This is a genomic window from Ruminococcus bromii (assembly GCF_002834225.1).
Lineage (GTDB): Bacteria > Bacillota > Clostridia > Oscillospirales > Acutalibacteraceae > Ruminococcoides > Ruminococcoides bromii.
In genome coordinates this window covers 32,920-49,708 of record NZ_NNSR01000032.1, presented here as the reverse complement: position 1 = coordinate 49,708, position 16,789 = coordinate 32,920, and the positions used below count along the sequence as shown (strand labels likewise).

Sequence of the window (16,789 nt, the reverse complement as noted above, 5' to 3'; positions counted from 1 at the left end):
AACGCATTCATAGCGTTTATCGTAACGGTATATTTCTTTCTCAGCATCAAAGCTGAGAAAGAAATACAGTTACAGCTTACAGTAAAAACATAACAGAAATTATCAGTTAATTGCAGTGGCGAACCGAGTTCTCCCGTCTGAAATACAGATTTTCTGATAATACAAAAACAAATCATTAACACAAAACCGTTTCCGTCGGAAACGAACGGCGATTACCTATCGCCGCAGTATAAGGCGATGAAATTTCGCCTAAAGAAGATGAGAGTAGATTTTTTTAAGGAGACGAAGTACCGTGGATACAGTATTTAAATTTCTTTTTGAATTTCTCGGTCAGTTTTTTGGCTCATTATGGTCAATAATCACCGGGTTATTTGGCGGAGTAGGCAATGCCTTTGATTTTTCCGCTTATGTAAACATTATTAATGCCTATACCACGGAGCTTGGCGGCCTCGCATGGGTAATTGCGATTATTGCCATTGTGCTTCTGGTAGCTGTGCTTGCACTTTGCGTATGGCTTATTGTCGTCGCTGTAAAAAAGTTTATTCGTTCGCACAGAAGAAGAAAAGATACAGATTCTCTTGTTAAAGAGGTTCAGGCACTCAACAAAGAGGTTATGAGACTTAACCTTGAAAAGGATAAGATTCTCTCTATGAAGGTTTCACAGATTGGTCTTAACCCCAACGAGATTTCAGAGCTTACAGGCGAAGAAATCGAGTCACTCAAGAACGGCGAAGAAGAGGACACAGGCGAAAGCCGTTTCTACAAGCTTACGGAAATCGACCATCTTTGGGCAGATTATGTTCCGCCGGTTTATGACAACGATATCACACTTCCCGAGTTCTGTGAGCGTTTCAGACTCTTTGCTTGTTCACAGCTTGGTCTTTACTACGATATTAAGCTTATCAGACTTTTTGTTGCTGCGTTTGCGTCTACCAGACTCATTATCCTTCAGGGTATTTCAGGTACAGGTAAAACTTCACTTGCTTACGCCTTTGGTAAGTTTGTAAACAATCCTTCAATCGTTGCTTCCGTTCAGCCGTCATGGCGCGACAGAACAGAGCTTTTCGGTTACTTCAACGAATTTACAAAGAAGTTCAACGAAACTGAGCTTCTACGTGCAATGTATGAGGCATCGTATAACGAAAACATCTATGCGGTAATCCTCGATGAGATGAATATCGCTCGAGTTGAGTATTACTTTGCCGAGATGCTTTCAATTCTTGAAATGCCGTCAAGAGATGAGTGGGTTGTTGATATCATCCCGAACTCTTGGCCGTCTGACCCGAAGCATATCGTGAACGGTCAGCTCAAAATTCCGCCGAATATGTGGTACATCGGTACTGCGAATAACGATGACTCGACATTTGCTATCACAGATAAGGTTTATGACCGTGCTATGCCGATTAACATCGACACAAAGGGTGTTCCTTTTGAAGCACCTCTCACAGACTCTGTATACATTTCATACAAACATTTTGAGTACATCCTCAATGCCGCTAAGGTTCAATTTGTTGTTTCGGAAGAGAACCTCAAAAAGATTGCCCTTCTGGATGATTATGTTATTGAGCATTTCCGCATAGCTTTTGGTAACCGTATTGTAAAACAGCTTCGTGACTTTGTTCCTGCTTATGTCGGAACAGGCGGTACAGAGCTTGACGGTCTTGACTATGTTCTTGCCCGCAAGGTATTTAGAAAATTTGAGTCACTCAATCTTTCATACATTCGTGATGAAATAGATGGCCTTTGTGCGTATATTGACGAGCTTTTCGGCGAAGAAAATATGACTGAGAGCAAGGATTATCTCCGTATGCTCAAGAAGCTTGTATAATTTTAGCAATTCAGGGCGAACTCTGTTCGCCCTTTGCTTGGTGAAAGGACTTTGTCCCTTTAGCGGTAAAACTATCTGATTGGAGAAAAATCAATGGCTGATTTTGGTAAATATTTCAGAGCATATATGTATATGCAGGACATTCTGAAAAATGATTTTACTTACAATTACATAACAGAAGGCCTTAAGGACGGCGATAAGGGCGAGGATAAGCTCGACGGTAAGACCAACGAAAAGGTAATTGATATGGAATGGGTTGTTGCCATTGAGGAAACACTTCCGTACATTCAGAAAGCAATAGACGAACAGCGCCGTTTTATTAAGCAGGTTGACAATGTTGTTAGAGTTGAGCTTGCAAAAAAGATTGGTCCCGAGTCTGTTAAGCACCTTTCGCAGCACACTAACTTTATCGCCAAGGTTGAGGGTGATATGGTAACGCCTAACAAAATCCTCACAATTGAGCGCGAAGAAAGCTTTGCTATTTATGAAAACCGTGTGCTTATGACGCTGATTCGCAAAGCGCTTCACTTTGTTGACGACAAGTATTCAAAGATGAAGGATGTGCCGAACGACAGCTATAATAAAATTTCTATGGTTCGTCACATTGATTTTAATGAGAAAAAAGTAGATTTTAATCTTAACTATATAAATGAATCTCACGAAACTCTTGCGGATGACCTTGATGTTCTTGATGTTTCTCAGCTTTCGGACTTTGACCGAATCAGAAGAATCAGAACAACCCTTAATGAGTTTTTAAACACTCAGTTGATTAAGGAAATCTCAAAAGAGCCTGAGGTTCGTCCTCCGCTCATGCAGACCAACCTTCTCAAAAAGAACCCCAACTTTAAAAGAGTGGTTGAGCTGTGGAACTTTCTCGACAGCTACAAGCGTAAAGGCTTTGAGGTTGTAAGCGAGGAATACAACGGCAAAATGACAGATACTGTTCAGCAGGATGTTTACTTTGCGATGGGATTCCAGCATTTTATGATGTCTATTGCTACAAACCCGGCACTTCGTTCAATCCTTAAGGAACAGTACGACGCTGAAAATGCACGAATTGCCGAGGAAGAATCAAAGCCGCAGAAGACCCGCGAGGCGGTTATGAAGGCACAGCTTGATGCTGTTCGTAAAGAGGAGATGGAAATCCGCCTTCGTGAAATCCGTGAACGCGAAAAGAAAATTCTTGACCTCACGAATGAAATCAAGAATTTAAAGGTTATAATTGATCAGAAAGAACAGCAGATTCTCACTCTTAGGGGCAGGGTTTCTGCTCTTGAAGACCAACTTGAAGAGGTTAAGAAAGAGCTCCAGCAGACAAAACTCAAGTTGATGGAGGCAGAAAAGAGAATTGCCGAGCTTGAGGAAGAAAATCAGCAGTTAAAAGATACTATTGAAGAGTTGAATAAAACGATTGATGAACTCAATCAGACTATTGACACACTCAATAAAAAAATAGTAGAATTAAATAACAGAATTCTCGTGCTTGTGCAGGAGAATGCTCGTTTGCAGACAAAGGTGAAAGAGCAGGAAGCTGTTATCGCCGAGCAGAAGGCTCATATTGCAGAGCTTGAAACTCAGGTTGCCGAGCAGCTTGCAAAGATTGCCGCTCTTACACAGAGCCTTGAAAAGTGCCATGCGCAGATTGAAGAGGATAACCGCAGGATTACCGACCTAACCGAGAAAAATGAAAATCTTACGGAAACACTTCAGAATGAGCGTGTTCAGCACAGGGACACTGTCAATAAAATGAATGCCGATTTTGCTGATGAAAAGCAGCAAATGACAGATGCTCACACAGCCGAGGTTGAATCGCTCAATCATAAGATTGCGGATGCTGAGGTCGAACATAATGATTATGTTGCCAAGCTTAATGCGGATTTTGCCGCAAGGGCAAATGAAACCGAGCAAAAGCATCTTAAAGAGCTTGCAGATAAAGAAGAAACTCACAAGAAGGAACTTGTTGAAATTAAGGAAGCCAACCTTAAATCATCAGCAGCAAGCAATGCCGCTCACGCTTCTGAGCTTAAAAAGGCTTATAAGTCGGTTGACAAAAAGGTTGAGCTTGCAGAAAAAGCTTGTGAAAAGCGTATGAAAGCCAAGGTTGCCGAGGTTAAAAAAGAGGCTCAGGCTGAAATTCGCAAAGCCGAAAAGAAAGCAAGCGAAAAAATCAGCCTTGTTAAGGATGAAATTAAATCTGTCAAGGATACAGGCGATTTGTTCGTTCGTGACTACGGCTTCGGCAGTGTTGCAGTTGTTTCAAAATATGCCGATGAGCTTGTTAAGTTCGGCAAAGCTACTGTTGCAGACGAGCTTATAAACGCACAGAAAAGCGTAAGATCTCTTTGCATATGCAGAAGTAAAAAGGGTGTTGTGCTTGCAGGCTTTTCACAGAGCGGCGCAAGCGTATATAATGTTTATAAAAAGCAGGCAGATCTTACTGTTGCATTTAACGATTTGTGTTCAATGCTGAAAGGTATGAGCAATCTGCCGATTGTAATTACATTCTCCGGTGTTGACAGACCGTTTGTGATGAATTTTGAAAACATTGTAAGAGATGCAACCAAAAGAAAAACAACTGTTTTCCATAACAAAACTCTGAAAGCAAACGGATTTGTTTCAGTTTATTTTGGTAAAGAATAAGGGGCAAAAATGAAAAACTCTACTGCGCCCAACAGAAAAACGGGCAGAATGATTGCTAAAAATTTAATAGTTCTGTTCACTGTTGCACTTGCCGGCTTTTGCGGCATTCAGGCGTGGTTTACGGATAAGAATTCAGTTGATGCCAACGGTATAGAGGTTGAGTGTCAGGCACCTGACGGTATTGAAATTGCTGTTGTTGGGCACGGTGCCCCTGCTCCTACCGCATATAAAACGGGTAATATTACGCTTAGTAAAGCTAATTGCAATTTTCTTGATAAACTTCAGTTGACTGAAATAACCGGTGACGGCACATATTTTAGCAAACCGTCTTTGATTCAATCAGGCGGCCAAGCCCATGTTAATCCAGATGGAGAGTGGAGTAAGCCTACTGAAAATTTGCATTATTTGTCGTTTGACCTTTACATTCGTGCAAAATCGCAGTATAATATATCAATAGGCAAAAAATCAACAATAAAACCGGATGCTCCTCAACTCACAACTCAAGACGGTACGGGCATTAAAAATAAAAGCAAGTACGGTAATTTTTCAAGAGATTCCGTAGTTGGTGCAGTAAGATTCTCGGTTGTTGACTATAAGCAGGATCCTCCTTCTAAAAAGCTCCTGTGGTTGCCGGCTCCGAATATCTTGTTGAAGCAGGAGACTGACGAGTACACTTTGTCAGACAATATGCCAAGCGGAGTTTCGTACAGTCATGTATACTATGACACGAAAAAGGCACAACAAACAATCAGCGATTCTAAAACTGATAGTGCGTTTGTTGTGAATAAAGATGGTTTTGTTGACGGAAAATTTACCTATGAGCTTGGTAAAAACCAAACCATTGCACGACTTGAAAAGCCCTCAGGAACAGGTCAAGAAGATGATCAATTCTTCAGTGCTATGGTAACCTGTAATATGTGGATCGAGGGCGAAGACGCAGAGGCAAGACTTGCCCTTGTAAACGGAAAATTTAATGTTAATCTTGTATTGACAAAAGAGACAAAAGAAAGTTGATTTTAAAGTAGGAAAGGGGAATTTTTGATGAAGTTGAAAGATAAGTTTTGTAACTTTCTCAACGGTTTAGTTGACTCAAGACTGAATAACACAAAAAAGGTCACGACTTCATATGTTGCTCTTTTTCTTGTTTTAAGTATTTTCGCAGTATCTACTTTTTCATGGTTCACAATAAGAGATACGGCAACTATTGATTCAGATCCCTTTTCTCTTGAATCTGCTGCCGGAATGAGAGTTAATAAGGGTGAAGAAATAAGAAATACAATCACCGTAAAACAGGCAAAGCTGAAAGAAGCATCAAGTGTTGACGGTCGTAATATGTTTTTCCCTGTAGATCGCGGATACGGCGATAAAGGACAAAGCGTTGGCACAAGCGAAATGAAATTTCGTGAAGGCACAGTAGGAGATAAAAATAACGGATACATATACGGCGATTTTACCCTTACCGGTCAAACAGGCGGTCAGGTTGAAGTATATGTAAAAAGTTACAAAGTTGAGGTAAAAAATAAAAATACAGGTAATACAGAAGTTTATGACGGTGCAACACATATTACTGTTGACAGCAACAACAAGCCATCGACATATCTGGCATATCAGAATCCTTGTCCAATAAGGATTGCATTCATCAGAAACAGTGCTGAGGCTTCGACCGTTATTGATCCCACTGCAATTATTGACAACTACGCTGACGAATGTCAGGCAGTAAGTTCTGTTAATTCGCTTGGCTCGGCAACAACCACTAAAGCAAAGGGCAGGTCATTTTCCGACTACTATTTCGGTACAGGTGCTCCTCTTTTTACTCTTGACGGTCTTAAATCTCAAAACATAACCATGGTTGCGTGGCTTGAGGCAACCGGAGAGAACTGTGACGCTTACGAGGGTCAGGATGTGTCAATTACAGTTGAACTTGAAAGTAACTGGAAAGATATGGAATATGTTACTTTCGTTGACAAAACAAAAGGTGATGCTGACAATGACCAAGATACGGAACTCAGGTGGGTTGGCAATGCCGGATGTTTCCTTGTTATGACCTATTATGACGAAAACTTTCAAAATCCAAAGTCAGTAGTAATGAGTGAGTCAAAGAGTGATGGAAAAAAACCTATTGAATGGATAGCTTATCTGCCAAAGGATAAAATAACAAACATATCTTTTATGCGATATAGTAAAGTAAAAGAGAAAATTAAGCTTGACGGAACTAATGATGTTGAGGTAGGCAGAATATATAATGTATGGCATACAACAGCTGAAGTAAATACATGGATTGCTGCAAATAAAAGTGGCAATGGTAAAAAAGCATATGATTGGTCACTTGACATAAATAAAAACGGTCTTCAGACATACCGCACAGATGACGGAACTGCAACCGGAAATAAAGAAAATACCTATTATGCCGTACACGGTAACGGTTACGGCGATACCCCTACTGTTGCTGAAAATGTTGCCCCGTGTATCGGATATTGGGGTACAAAGTATGCCAACAGTTCAGGCGGCAGTGTTGAACCGACTACAACCGAACAACTGCCGATAACCGGAGAGACCTACGCGAGAGCGGATATTCAAATTGATTACAATTTATGGTTAAATGAATATAATTCATATAACGGCGGCGGAGGTCTGAGAAATCTGCTTAGTCAGGATGTTTTGGTACTAAAAGCCGTTTTCGATTCAAACGGTACAGAAACCGCTTATGAAATGAAGCCGCAGGGTGGCGGAGATAAGTGCGTGCTGTCAAAGACAAGCGTCAAAAGCGGTTCTCGACTTGTAAGATTTGATTTGTATGATCCTGCAAAAGAAGATCCAATAATAAGGAATTATCTAGTGCCTACAAACATTCAGCATACATTTACTGAGAGTGCGGGTTCTAACGAATATATCATATCTTATAGTTTGGTAAATCAAGGATCAGGTATAGTTGAAAAAGCAGGCAATTGGGAAAATTAATTGATTAACACATTAAGGAGGTGTCACGATGAGAGAAAGACTTGCTCTTTTAAGGGAGTATTTGAAAAACAGACTTGCATTTGGCAAGAATAAAAAAACAAGAAAAGGTTTTATACTCACTATGGTGGCACTTGTTGAAGTACTCGCCATATCGGTTGTGTCCGTTTCGGCTTGGGTTGAAACTATTTCAACAATCACAATTAAAGCTGAGGGCGCAAAAATTGACAACTATGTTTATACTAATGCCGATATTGGCAGTGGTGATGGTTATTCAAACAAAATCATTGACTTGACTAAATATTTCCGTGCTGCGGGTGGAGTGCATCTTGCTTCGGCTTCAAGTGCTGACGGTGAAAATATATTTTTTCCAATAAAGAAATCAGGTGCTTCTGAGTTTGGTGTTGGCTCTTACAGATGTGCGGATGTAAACGATAAGAATGTTAATTATATTGACTTTTCATTTAATGTAAAGGTTGATGAAACCTTTAAAGCGGATCATGCAGAATTTTACCTTGATCAAGTACCTAAGATAACTATAGGTGGTGAAAATGTTTCAGGAAACCTTGTAAGAATGGCAATTACAGATACCGATACTCAAAATACGGTTGTATGCGGTTCTAATGCCGGTGACGGAAATGTTGTAAATAAAGCAGATGGCACTAACGCTCCTGAGAATGTTCAAGCTTTTAGCGATTTTGTTGTTAGTTCTGAACCTAGACCAACGGAGTTGTTTCGGGTTGATAGAGGAAGCAGTAAAACAATAAATATTAAAGTGTGGCTTCAGGATGATAATGCGGCTACTGCATATGCCGGTAAAACTGTTTCAATAACTGATGTTAATATTGTAACTCAGAACAAAAAAGGCAATAAAGTGTATTTTGTTGACCGTACTGTAAATGATACCACAAAAAATTGGACAAAGAATGTAACATTTCAGCAGGGTAGCAAAACTTCTGTAGCGATGAAGTTTGATGCGAAGTCGCATACATATTACTGTGATTATACACCCGCCGCTGACGGTACAAAAGTTAAGTTCACCTCGGAAAGTGTTACTTGGACTACTGATATGAAGTCGCTCAATTCTGGCGACAGTATGTACTACACCGCCTATGGCGATCATAATAACAGTAATGCCGGATACGGTACATGGGGTGAAGTGATTGAAATCAGTGTTTCAAGCAAAACCGCCGATGTACTCCCTGATACAGGCAATGTTTCAAGTGTATATATGGTTCCGGATAAAAATGACTCTTACAGTAAAGTTAGAATGCCATTTACTGCTGACAAGAAAAACTGGGTCGGTTATATTGCAAAGGAAAAGGCAGACAACATGACTTTTTCTTTTACAAATAACGGTAATACATATAAAATTCCTGCTCCTAACAGAGGCAATTCAACGCTTTTTGTTGTTACTTCTGCTACAACAGGTTATTGGGATCCACCTGCTACTATTACTGTTACTGCAGGCAAGAAAGATGCAGGAGATCCTAAAGTTAGTTATGATGGTTTGACAAGTACTACAATTTCTGTAACCCCAGGTACAAAGGTTAAGCTAATAGCAAATCCTAAAAAAGGTTTCGTATTGAAAAACTGGGTAAACAGCGATACAAGTGCCGTGGCAGACGGTATTGACAGCAACGGTTATTTTACCCCGACAGCTTCAGGTAACTATAACTTTACAGCCGTTTATGTTGAGTCGTTGACATTTGAGGCTTATGTCAGAACATATGACGGTGCAAACCTTTCTGAAAGCACAAATGGCGGCTCAGTTGAAATTAAGTGTGGAAACCAAAACTCGACTGTAGATTCCAACGATGGAACACACATTACACTCAATGCTGTTAAGGGCAGCACAGTTACATATTACGCAAAAGCTAAAGACGGATATGTTTTTGAAGGTTGGTACACAGATGAAGCCTGTGAGAGTATTTCGGAGAGTTCGAGCGATAAATATGAATTGGCTAATGTTGAGGTTTCCAAGAAGTTGTATGCGAAATTCAAAGTTGATACTTATACTGTAGAAGCATACACTCAGCACGGTAATAACGCTCCCTTTGATAAAGCCGGTAAGGTGTCTTTTGACAATAATAAATATGCGTCGAAAGTAACAACAACGGTAAATCGTAACGGAGAAGTAACTTTTTATGCTAAGCCTGAAAGCGGCTATGCTTTTATCGGTTGGTATGAGAGTAAAGATGCAGCAGATCCGAAGGTAGCGGTTAAAGATTGTATCTTAGATAACGGCGTCTATTCTACAAAAATGACGATACAATATTCTGATGTAAAGACATATGCACTGTATGCAAGATTTAAGGCTTTGTATACGGTAGAAGCCAAAGCGATGTACAACAACGGAAATGTTGTTACAGCCGGTACTGTACAGGTTGGCAACGAAAAAGCCGATAAAATTTCGAAAGCTCCCGTTATGGAGGGCGAAAATGTAACAGTTAAGGCAAGTGCCAATAACGGTTACAAGTTTGCCGGTTGGTATAAGGACGAGGCTTGTAATGAACCGTATTTCGATGAAAACAACAATGTTTCACCTATAACCTTAAATAAAGTTAGCAAGGGAATCACTCTGTATGCTAAGTTTGAGTTGGAGACTACTGAGTCAACAACAACAATCTATTTTGAACCCAGAGATGGATTCAGCACTTATAATGCATATGTATACAGCGATTCAGGGACTGAATACAAAGGTGGATGGCCGGGTAAGGTTGCTGATTATGATGATATTACAGGCTATTATAAATTAGAATTTACAACTTCTGATAAAGGTAAATTCAGAGTTATTGTAAACAATGGTAGTGGCACTCAGTATCCAAGCAATAGTGGACTTGAGGGTACAATCGGCAAGACATACCTCTTTGAGAGTGGCTCACCTGAAGCACTTGTAGAATATGTTCCGAAACCTAAACCTATTACTTCGATTGATATAACCCTGGTCGACAGTACTGATAACAGTGCTGGTAGTAAATGGATATCAAACTCAACCCCCAAAATGAGACTTGTATTACCTGACGGAAGTTATCGTGATCTTAGTTCGATTAAAGGTCAAACCAATTGGACATGGAAGGATATACCTGCTAATGTAACTTCGTTTACAATTCAGCGTATAAATCCTAATACTGATAATGAGGTTTGGAATAGTTGGAATACAGGTAACAGAGGCACAAAGACAATCTACACGGCAACCGGAGATGGGACGGGTAACTGGCAGTAAATCTGCAAAACAAGTAATTCAACGGAGGTGAAACCATGAAGAAATCTAAATTTACACTTGTTATTGTGCTCGGACTTGTACTGTGTTTGTTGTGTGGAACAACTACGACTTTTTCGTGGTTTAATCGTCCTGATGTGCAAAAGGGCGACTCCCTCTCTTGGAGCGGAGATTACAATGTGACCAACGGAAAAAATATTACTGCTGTTACTTATGTTGCTACAAAAGATGACGGCAGTGAGTATAGTACTGATCCGTTTAATTTTAGTGGTTTGACAACTGTTTCCGCCCATGAAACAAAATATTTCTGTACAGAGGTAAAGAACACGGGAAATGCACCGCAGTCAATTTCTTTGTTCCTTAATAATTCGGAAACTAACAAACTTTCTGTCGGTGTGAACAGCCCCCTCAGAACCTACAAGAGATTTACCTCCGATTCACAAACATCCTATGTTTCCAAGACACAGTGTAATGTGAATAAGAAGAATGTGTATGTTGGTTTTGTTACTGCTGATTCTTTACCCGAAAATTTGAAAGCTGACCGTAATAGTTTAAATCCCGGTGATTATTTTCTGCATAGTTGGAATGGTCAGGGCGCCGTTGAAGCAGGCGTGAATAATAGCTTTTTAAAATCAGATGTGGAATATACTCTTGCTACACCAGGTTATTCAAATTTTAAAGCTAATTATGATATTTCTTATTGTACAATCCCATATAATTATAATAATGTAAAAATGTACAAAAAGAATACAGTTGGTGGTAAAGAATGGTGCGAAGGCAGTGATAATACTAATGTAGATACATATAATACTGTATTGTGGTTTCATTGGGACAATAAATTCCGAACCGTTTATGAACAGACCAAGGTGAATGGTGAGCTTGCTAAAGCTGCCGGAATTTCAAGTTTTTATTCTAATGCAGAAGCTGTAGTAGGTAAGACATTTGATTTAAGCGCAAAGGCACAGGGTACAGTGACTTACACATCGTCAAAAACTGATGTTGCAACAGTTGACGGTAAAGGTCAGGTTATTGCCAAAAAGGCAGGCAAGACTACTGTTACAGTTACATCTACGGGTGCGTACGGTGATAAAATAACTGCAAAATGTGAGCTTACCGTAAGCAAAGAACCGGCTAAAAGCTCGTATATTCCGATTGTTACGAATATGAAGATTGAAGGCAAAACCGACAGCGATCCTGTTGTCACAAAGGTGTATTGGTATATCAAAAACGATACAGCATCCAGCGCTGCATATTCACTTGGCGATGTACAAATTTCACTTTAAAATTTTAAAATTTTAAATTTCCAAAAGGGTTGTTTTTACAGCCCTTTTTTATTATAATTTATAATCGGCGGCAGAGAATAAAATCCGCCCGTTTTGACGAATATATACGCATTTTCGTTATATAAAATATGTTCATTAACGGATAGCTTGTGTTTGTACGAACGATTGCAATGTTACATTCGGGGAAATATGTTTTGAATTTAACAAACTGTCTTCACGAACTGGGAACGGTGGCTCACCGCCACGAATAATTACGCAAACCACAAAACAACGCTCGGGGGAAATATGTTTTGAATTTAACAAACTGTCTTCACGAACTGAGAGCGGTGGCACACCGATATGAATGAAAGTAAAGACCGATACAAAGTAACGCTCGGGCGAAATATGTTTTGAATTTGACAAACTGTCTACACGAACTGAGAACGGTGGCACACCGCCACGAATAATTACGCAAACCACAAAACAACGCTCGGGCGAAATATGTTTTGAATTTGACAAACTGTCTTCACGAACTGAGAACGGTGGCACACCGTGGAGGAATTTATGGATAAAAATAACGATTTTGAAAATGCGGTTGAAGTGACATCTGTAACAACCGAACACCCCAAATCAAAAAATAGAATAAAGAAAAGGCATGAATCAAAGCTTCGCAAAACCCTGCGGATAATTAAAAATATAATTTGCTGGGGAGTGCTTGCAATACTTGTGTTGACCGTAATTGTCTTTATGGGTTCAAAGGTGAACGGAAAAACACCTTCGCTTTTCGGATATTCCGTGCTTCGAGTTTCAACGGGCAGTATGCAGCCCGAGCTTATGATCGGCGATGTTATTCTCGGAAAGTGCGTTGACAATCCGACCGCCCTCAAGGTCGGCGATATTATCACCTATCGCGGCAGTGGGCAGACCGAGGGACTTCTCGTGACTCATAAGGTTGTAGTTGCACCGTATAAAACAGCTGACGGCACATATAAGCTACAGACAAAGGGCATTGCAAACGATACTCCCGACCCGGAAATTTCAACCGAAGATGTGCTTTATATTATGGTGTGCAAGCTCGGATTCATTGATACATTGTACAACCTTTTCTTCTCACCGTGGGGACTGCTGATTTTTATTGCGGCGCTGCTGCTGATATTCATTGATGAGCTTGTCGTTATAATACGAATACTTACGGGACATGACAAATCACCGAAGGACAGCGACATCAACGAAATTATAGACCGTTTGCAGAAGGAAAAATTACAGCAAAAGACTGAATCCGACAACGATACAAAATCGGAAGAATAAATAAAAGCTGAATATATTTAATTTCGGACGAAAGGAAAATTCTCTTTTCGTCCGTTTTTTGTTGGCAAAAAAGACAAAGCGGAAAAATGGTGAAAATAGCTTTTATATGGGCTAAAAGCGGCTTTTTAGTTGCATTTTTGGGCGATTTGTGTTATATTTTATACGGTCAAATTTGACCGTAACATACTGATTGTGTTTAGAAATTGATATGTTAAGGGTGGTTTCATGGATTACAAATTAATAGCGCTTGACATTGACGGTACGCTGACAAACTCCCAAAAGGAGATTACTCCCCGTACAAGATATGCTCTTATGGAGGCGCAGAAACAGGGCAAGAAAATTATTCTTGCGTCAGGCAGACATCCCATAGGAATAATGCCGATTGCAAAGGACCTTGCGCTTGACCGCTTTGGCGGTTTTATTATGGCATTTAACGGCGGCAGGATTATCAACTGCGAAACAGGCGAAACTATGGTCAGCAAGCAGTTTCCGCTTGAGTATCTTCCCGATATCGTAAATGTTCTTAAGGATTCAAACATTACAATCAACACCTATGATGACAGGAGAATTATCTCTGACAACAAGGTGAACGACTATACCTATGTTGAAAGGGACGTTATCAAGGCTGAAATGGTTGTTGTTGACGATTTTATATCATCTGTAAGATTTGCTATCAACAAGATTCTTCTTGCCGGCGAACCCGATGAGCTTGATAAGTATCAGAAAATTCTTGCAGACCGTTACGACGGCTTGCTTGATGTGTATAAGAGCGCGCCGTATTTTCTTGAAATTATGCCCTTTGGCGTTACTAAAGGCTCAATGCTTCCGCTGCTGCTTGATAAACTCAAAATGAAAAGGGACGAGCTTGTTGCATTCGGCGACAACTATAACGATATGACTATGATCGGCTACGCAGGCTTTGGTGTTGCAATGGGCAATGCTGAGCCTGATATTAAGAAAATTGCCGATTATATCTGCGAGTCAAATGATGAGGACGGAATTGCGAACACACTTGAAAAATATATTTTGAAGTCGTAACCGCAAGGCTTTCTGCTTTAAAAATAACTGAAAATCGAAAAGGGAAGGCTAAGGGAGTGTCGTTTTCGTCAGCAATTCCGTGTTGGAATGCGTGAAATGGAAATTGATACTCCTTTTTGTATATAATAGCCAAATTAGGGGACTAATCTTTGGCATATCAATTTTGTGATTATTCCATAAAAGAAAAATGAAATTTGCTCTCTAAATTATAATATGATTGTATGTTATGTTGTACGAAATATAACAAAAGGAGGAAAATCTATGGCAAAAATTAAAAAATTGCTAGCATTGATTTTGTCGATTTGCGTAATTTGTACGGTATCTGTTATGTCCGTTAGTGCGGCTAATACAGATGACGACAACGACACTTCGGCATCAAGCACAATCACAGTACATTACTACTGTGAGGAAGGCACGCCCACAATCTATTATTGGAACAGCCTTCCGAAAAACATCAGCACGGAGTACCCCGGCGTTAAGATGACTTCCGAGGGAAACAACTACTACAAGTACACTTTCAACGATGTAACAAAAATCAATATGATGTTTGTTACAAACGGAAAGCAGTCTGCCGAGCTCACAAGGAACACAGGCGAGTGGTGGTATAAAAATAAGAGATGGTCAAGCAAAAATCCTGAGGATATGCAGGATTTTGACCGTGTTGACATGCGTGAAGACACAATTTATTTTGTAATCACAACCCGTTTCTATGACGGTGACACAGGTAACGATGTTCATTGCTGGGACGACTCACAGGCAAACAACCCCGACAGCGATCCCGCATGGCGTGGTGACTTCAAAGGTCTTATCGACAAGCTTGACTACATCAAGGCTCTCGGATTCAGCGCAATCTGGATTACTCCTGTTGTAACAAACGCATCGGGCTACGATTACCACGGCTACCATGCAATGGACTTCTCAACAGTTGATGTTCGTTATGAGAGCGACGGCGCTACATATCAGGATCTTATTGATGCCGCTCATGAAAAGGGCATCAAGATTGTTCAGGATATCGTAGTTAACCATTCAGGTAACTTCGGTGAGGCAACTCTTGCTCCTATGTTTACAAAGGAATATGACTCAATTCAGGATCTTGCTTCTGTAGATTGCATGAAGGTTATTGAGGGAAGCGACTTTGCTAAAACATTCCCGAACTACGATGACCTTGAGCCTAAGTATCAGTATGCCGCAAGACTTAATATCATGAAGGATACTAAGGAGCTTGACTCCGGTAATCACGACACGGAAAACAACTATCACCACTTCAAAGACCTCAGCTGGGAAAGCCCGACTGTACAGACAGGTCAGATTGCCGGTGACTGCGTTGATATCAACACAGAGAATCCTACAGTTGCTAATTACCTTAACGACGTTTATAACAACTATATCAACATGGGCGTTGACGCTTTCAGACTTGATACTGAAAAGCACGTTTCAAGACTTACACTTAACCAGTATTACTTCCCGTCATGGCTCAAGACAGGCGGTAAAAACTTCTTCATCTTTGGTGAGGTTTGTACTCGTGTAAGTGAGTTCTGGAACCACAACATTCCTGCAATTTCAGCTCCGTTCTATACATGGGCTGAATCAGACAGCCAGTACATCAATTCGTTTACAAATGATCAGGCTTCAAATATTGATCTTACACTTAAGCACTATGACAGCAACGCAAGTACAGCAAATCAGCCAACATCTGATAATGTTTATCTTGACGGTCTTAAGTATCACACACCTGATTACAGCAAGGCAAACGGCACAAGCGTAATCGACTTCCCGATGCATTGGAACTTCTCAAATGCAAGCAACGCATTTACCCGTGCTTGTGAAGAAGATCCGTACTACAATGACTCATCATGGAATGTAACATATGTTGATTCTCACGACTACGGTCCTGATATGGACAGCCGTTACGATGGCGGTACACAGTCATGGGCAGAGAACCTTGATGTACTCTTTACTTTCCGTGGTATTCCGTGTCTTTACTACGGTTCTGAGCTTGAGTTCCAGAAGGGTGTTCCTATGGATGTTGGTCCTAACGCACCTCTTGCAACAACAGGTCGTGCATACTTCGGTGACTACCTCGAGGGCGACGTAACAGCTACAGACTTTGGTACATATACTAATGCAAGCGGTGCTGTTGCAAGCACACTTGAAGCACCTCTCGCTGTTCATATTCAGCAGCTCAACCAAATCAGAAGAGCAGTTCCTGCACTTCAGAAGGGTCAGTATACAAGAAGCAAGACTTATGTTGACGGTAATATGGCATTCGTTCGCCGTTACACACAGGGCGCTACAGACAGCCTTGCTTGTGTAACTATCTCAGGCGGTGCTACATTCAAGAACCTTCCTAACGGTAAGTATATTGATGCAGTTACAGGCGATGTTAAGTATGTTACAGACGGCACACTTACAGTATCTTCTGTTGGTAGGGCTAATATGAGAGTTTATGTTTGCTGTGCAGACGGTTTCACCGGCATTGACGGTCAGATCGGTACTAACGGTACATATCTCAAGTAATAAAATAATGTTGTTTTT

At 40.5% G+C, this 16,789-nt stretch carries 10 protein-coding genes; 9 read left to right on the top strand and 1 reads right to left on the bottom strand.

The window, feature by feature from the left end:
- The first annotated feature begins 292 nt into the window (after positions 1-292).
- From RBATCC27255_RS03165 to RBATCC27255_RS03140, 6 genes are all read left to right on the top strand, one after another.
- A complete protein-coding gene (locus tag RBATCC27255_RS03165; RefSeq protein ID WP_101028709.1) occupies positions 293-1,828 on the top strand; it encodes a hypothetical protein in 1,536 nt (511 codons plus the stop codon).
- Positions 1,829-1,921: 93 nt separating this feature from the next.
- On the top strand, positions 1,922-4,468 hold the full coding sequence (locus tag RBATCC27255_RS03160; RefSeq protein ID WP_101028708.1) for a coiled-coil domain-containing protein: 2,547 nt from the start codon (positions 1,922-1,924) through the stop codon (positions 4,466-4,468).
- Between the two features lie 9 nt (positions 4,469-4,477).
- Positions 4,478-5,482, top strand: coding sequence for a hypothetical protein (locus tag RBATCC27255_RS03155; RefSeq protein WP_101028707.1), 1,005 nt, complete (start codon positions 4,478-4,480; stop codon positions 5,480-5,482).
- Positions 5,483-5,509: 27 nt separating this feature from the next.
- Positions 5,510-7,426: a hypothetical protein gene (locus tag RBATCC27255_RS03150; RefSeq protein ID WP_101028706.1), complete on the top strand. Its 1,917-nt coding sequence runs from the start codon at positions 5,510-5,512 to the stop codon at positions 7,424-7,426.
- A gap of 28 nt (positions 7,427-7,454) precedes the next feature.
- Positions 7,455-10,649, top strand: a complete 3,195-nt coding sequence (locus RBATCC27255_RS03145) for an InlB B-repeat-containing protein (RefSeq protein ID WP_101028705.1) — start codon at positions 7,455-7,457, stop codon at positions 10,647-10,649.
- Positions 10,650-10,684: 35 nt separating this feature from the next.
- A complete protein-coding gene (locus RBATCC27255_RS03140) occupies positions 10,685-11,929 on the top strand; it encodes an Ig-like domain-containing protein (protein WP_101028704.1) in 1,245 nt (414 codons plus the stop codon).
- Positions 11,930-12,064: 135 nt separating this feature from the next.
- On the opposite strand, the gene RBATCC27255_RS10280 is transcribed toward RBATCC27255_RS03140, so the two are convergent.
- Positions 12,065-12,457 carry a hypothetical protein gene (locus RBATCC27255_RS10280; protein WP_169923222.1) on the bottom strand — a complete coding sequence of 131 codons (393 nt, stop codon included), beginning with the start codon at positions 12,455-12,457 and terminating at the stop codon, positions 12,065-12,067.
- 15 nt (positions 12,458-12,472) lie between these two features.
- On the opposite strand from RBATCC27255_RS10280, the gene RBATCC27255_RS03135 reads away from it, so the two are divergent.
- From RBATCC27255_RS03135 to RBATCC27255_RS03125, 3 genes are all read left to right on the top strand, one after another.
- The gene (locus RBATCC27255_RS03135; protein ID WP_101028703.1) at positions 12,473-13,216 is read left to right on the top strand and encodes a signal peptidase I; all 744 of its coding nucleotides are present in this window, start codon (positions 12,473-12,475) and stop codon (positions 13,214-13,216) included.
- Positions 13,217-13,441: 225 nt separating this feature from the next.
- Positions 13,442-14,254: a Cof-type HAD-IIB family hydrolase gene (locus tag RBATCC27255_RS03130; RefSeq protein ID WP_101028702.1), complete on the top strand. Its 813-nt coding sequence runs from the start codon at positions 13,442-13,444 to the stop codon at positions 14,252-14,254.
- A gap of 261 nt (positions 14,255-14,515) precedes the next feature.
- Positions 14,516-16,771: an alpha-amylase family glycosyl hydrolase gene (locus RBATCC27255_RS03125; protein ID WP_101028701.1), complete on the top strand. Its 2,256-nt coding sequence runs from the start codon at positions 14,516-14,518 to the stop codon at positions 16,769-16,771.
- Positions 16,772-16,789 lie beyond the last annotated feature (18 nt).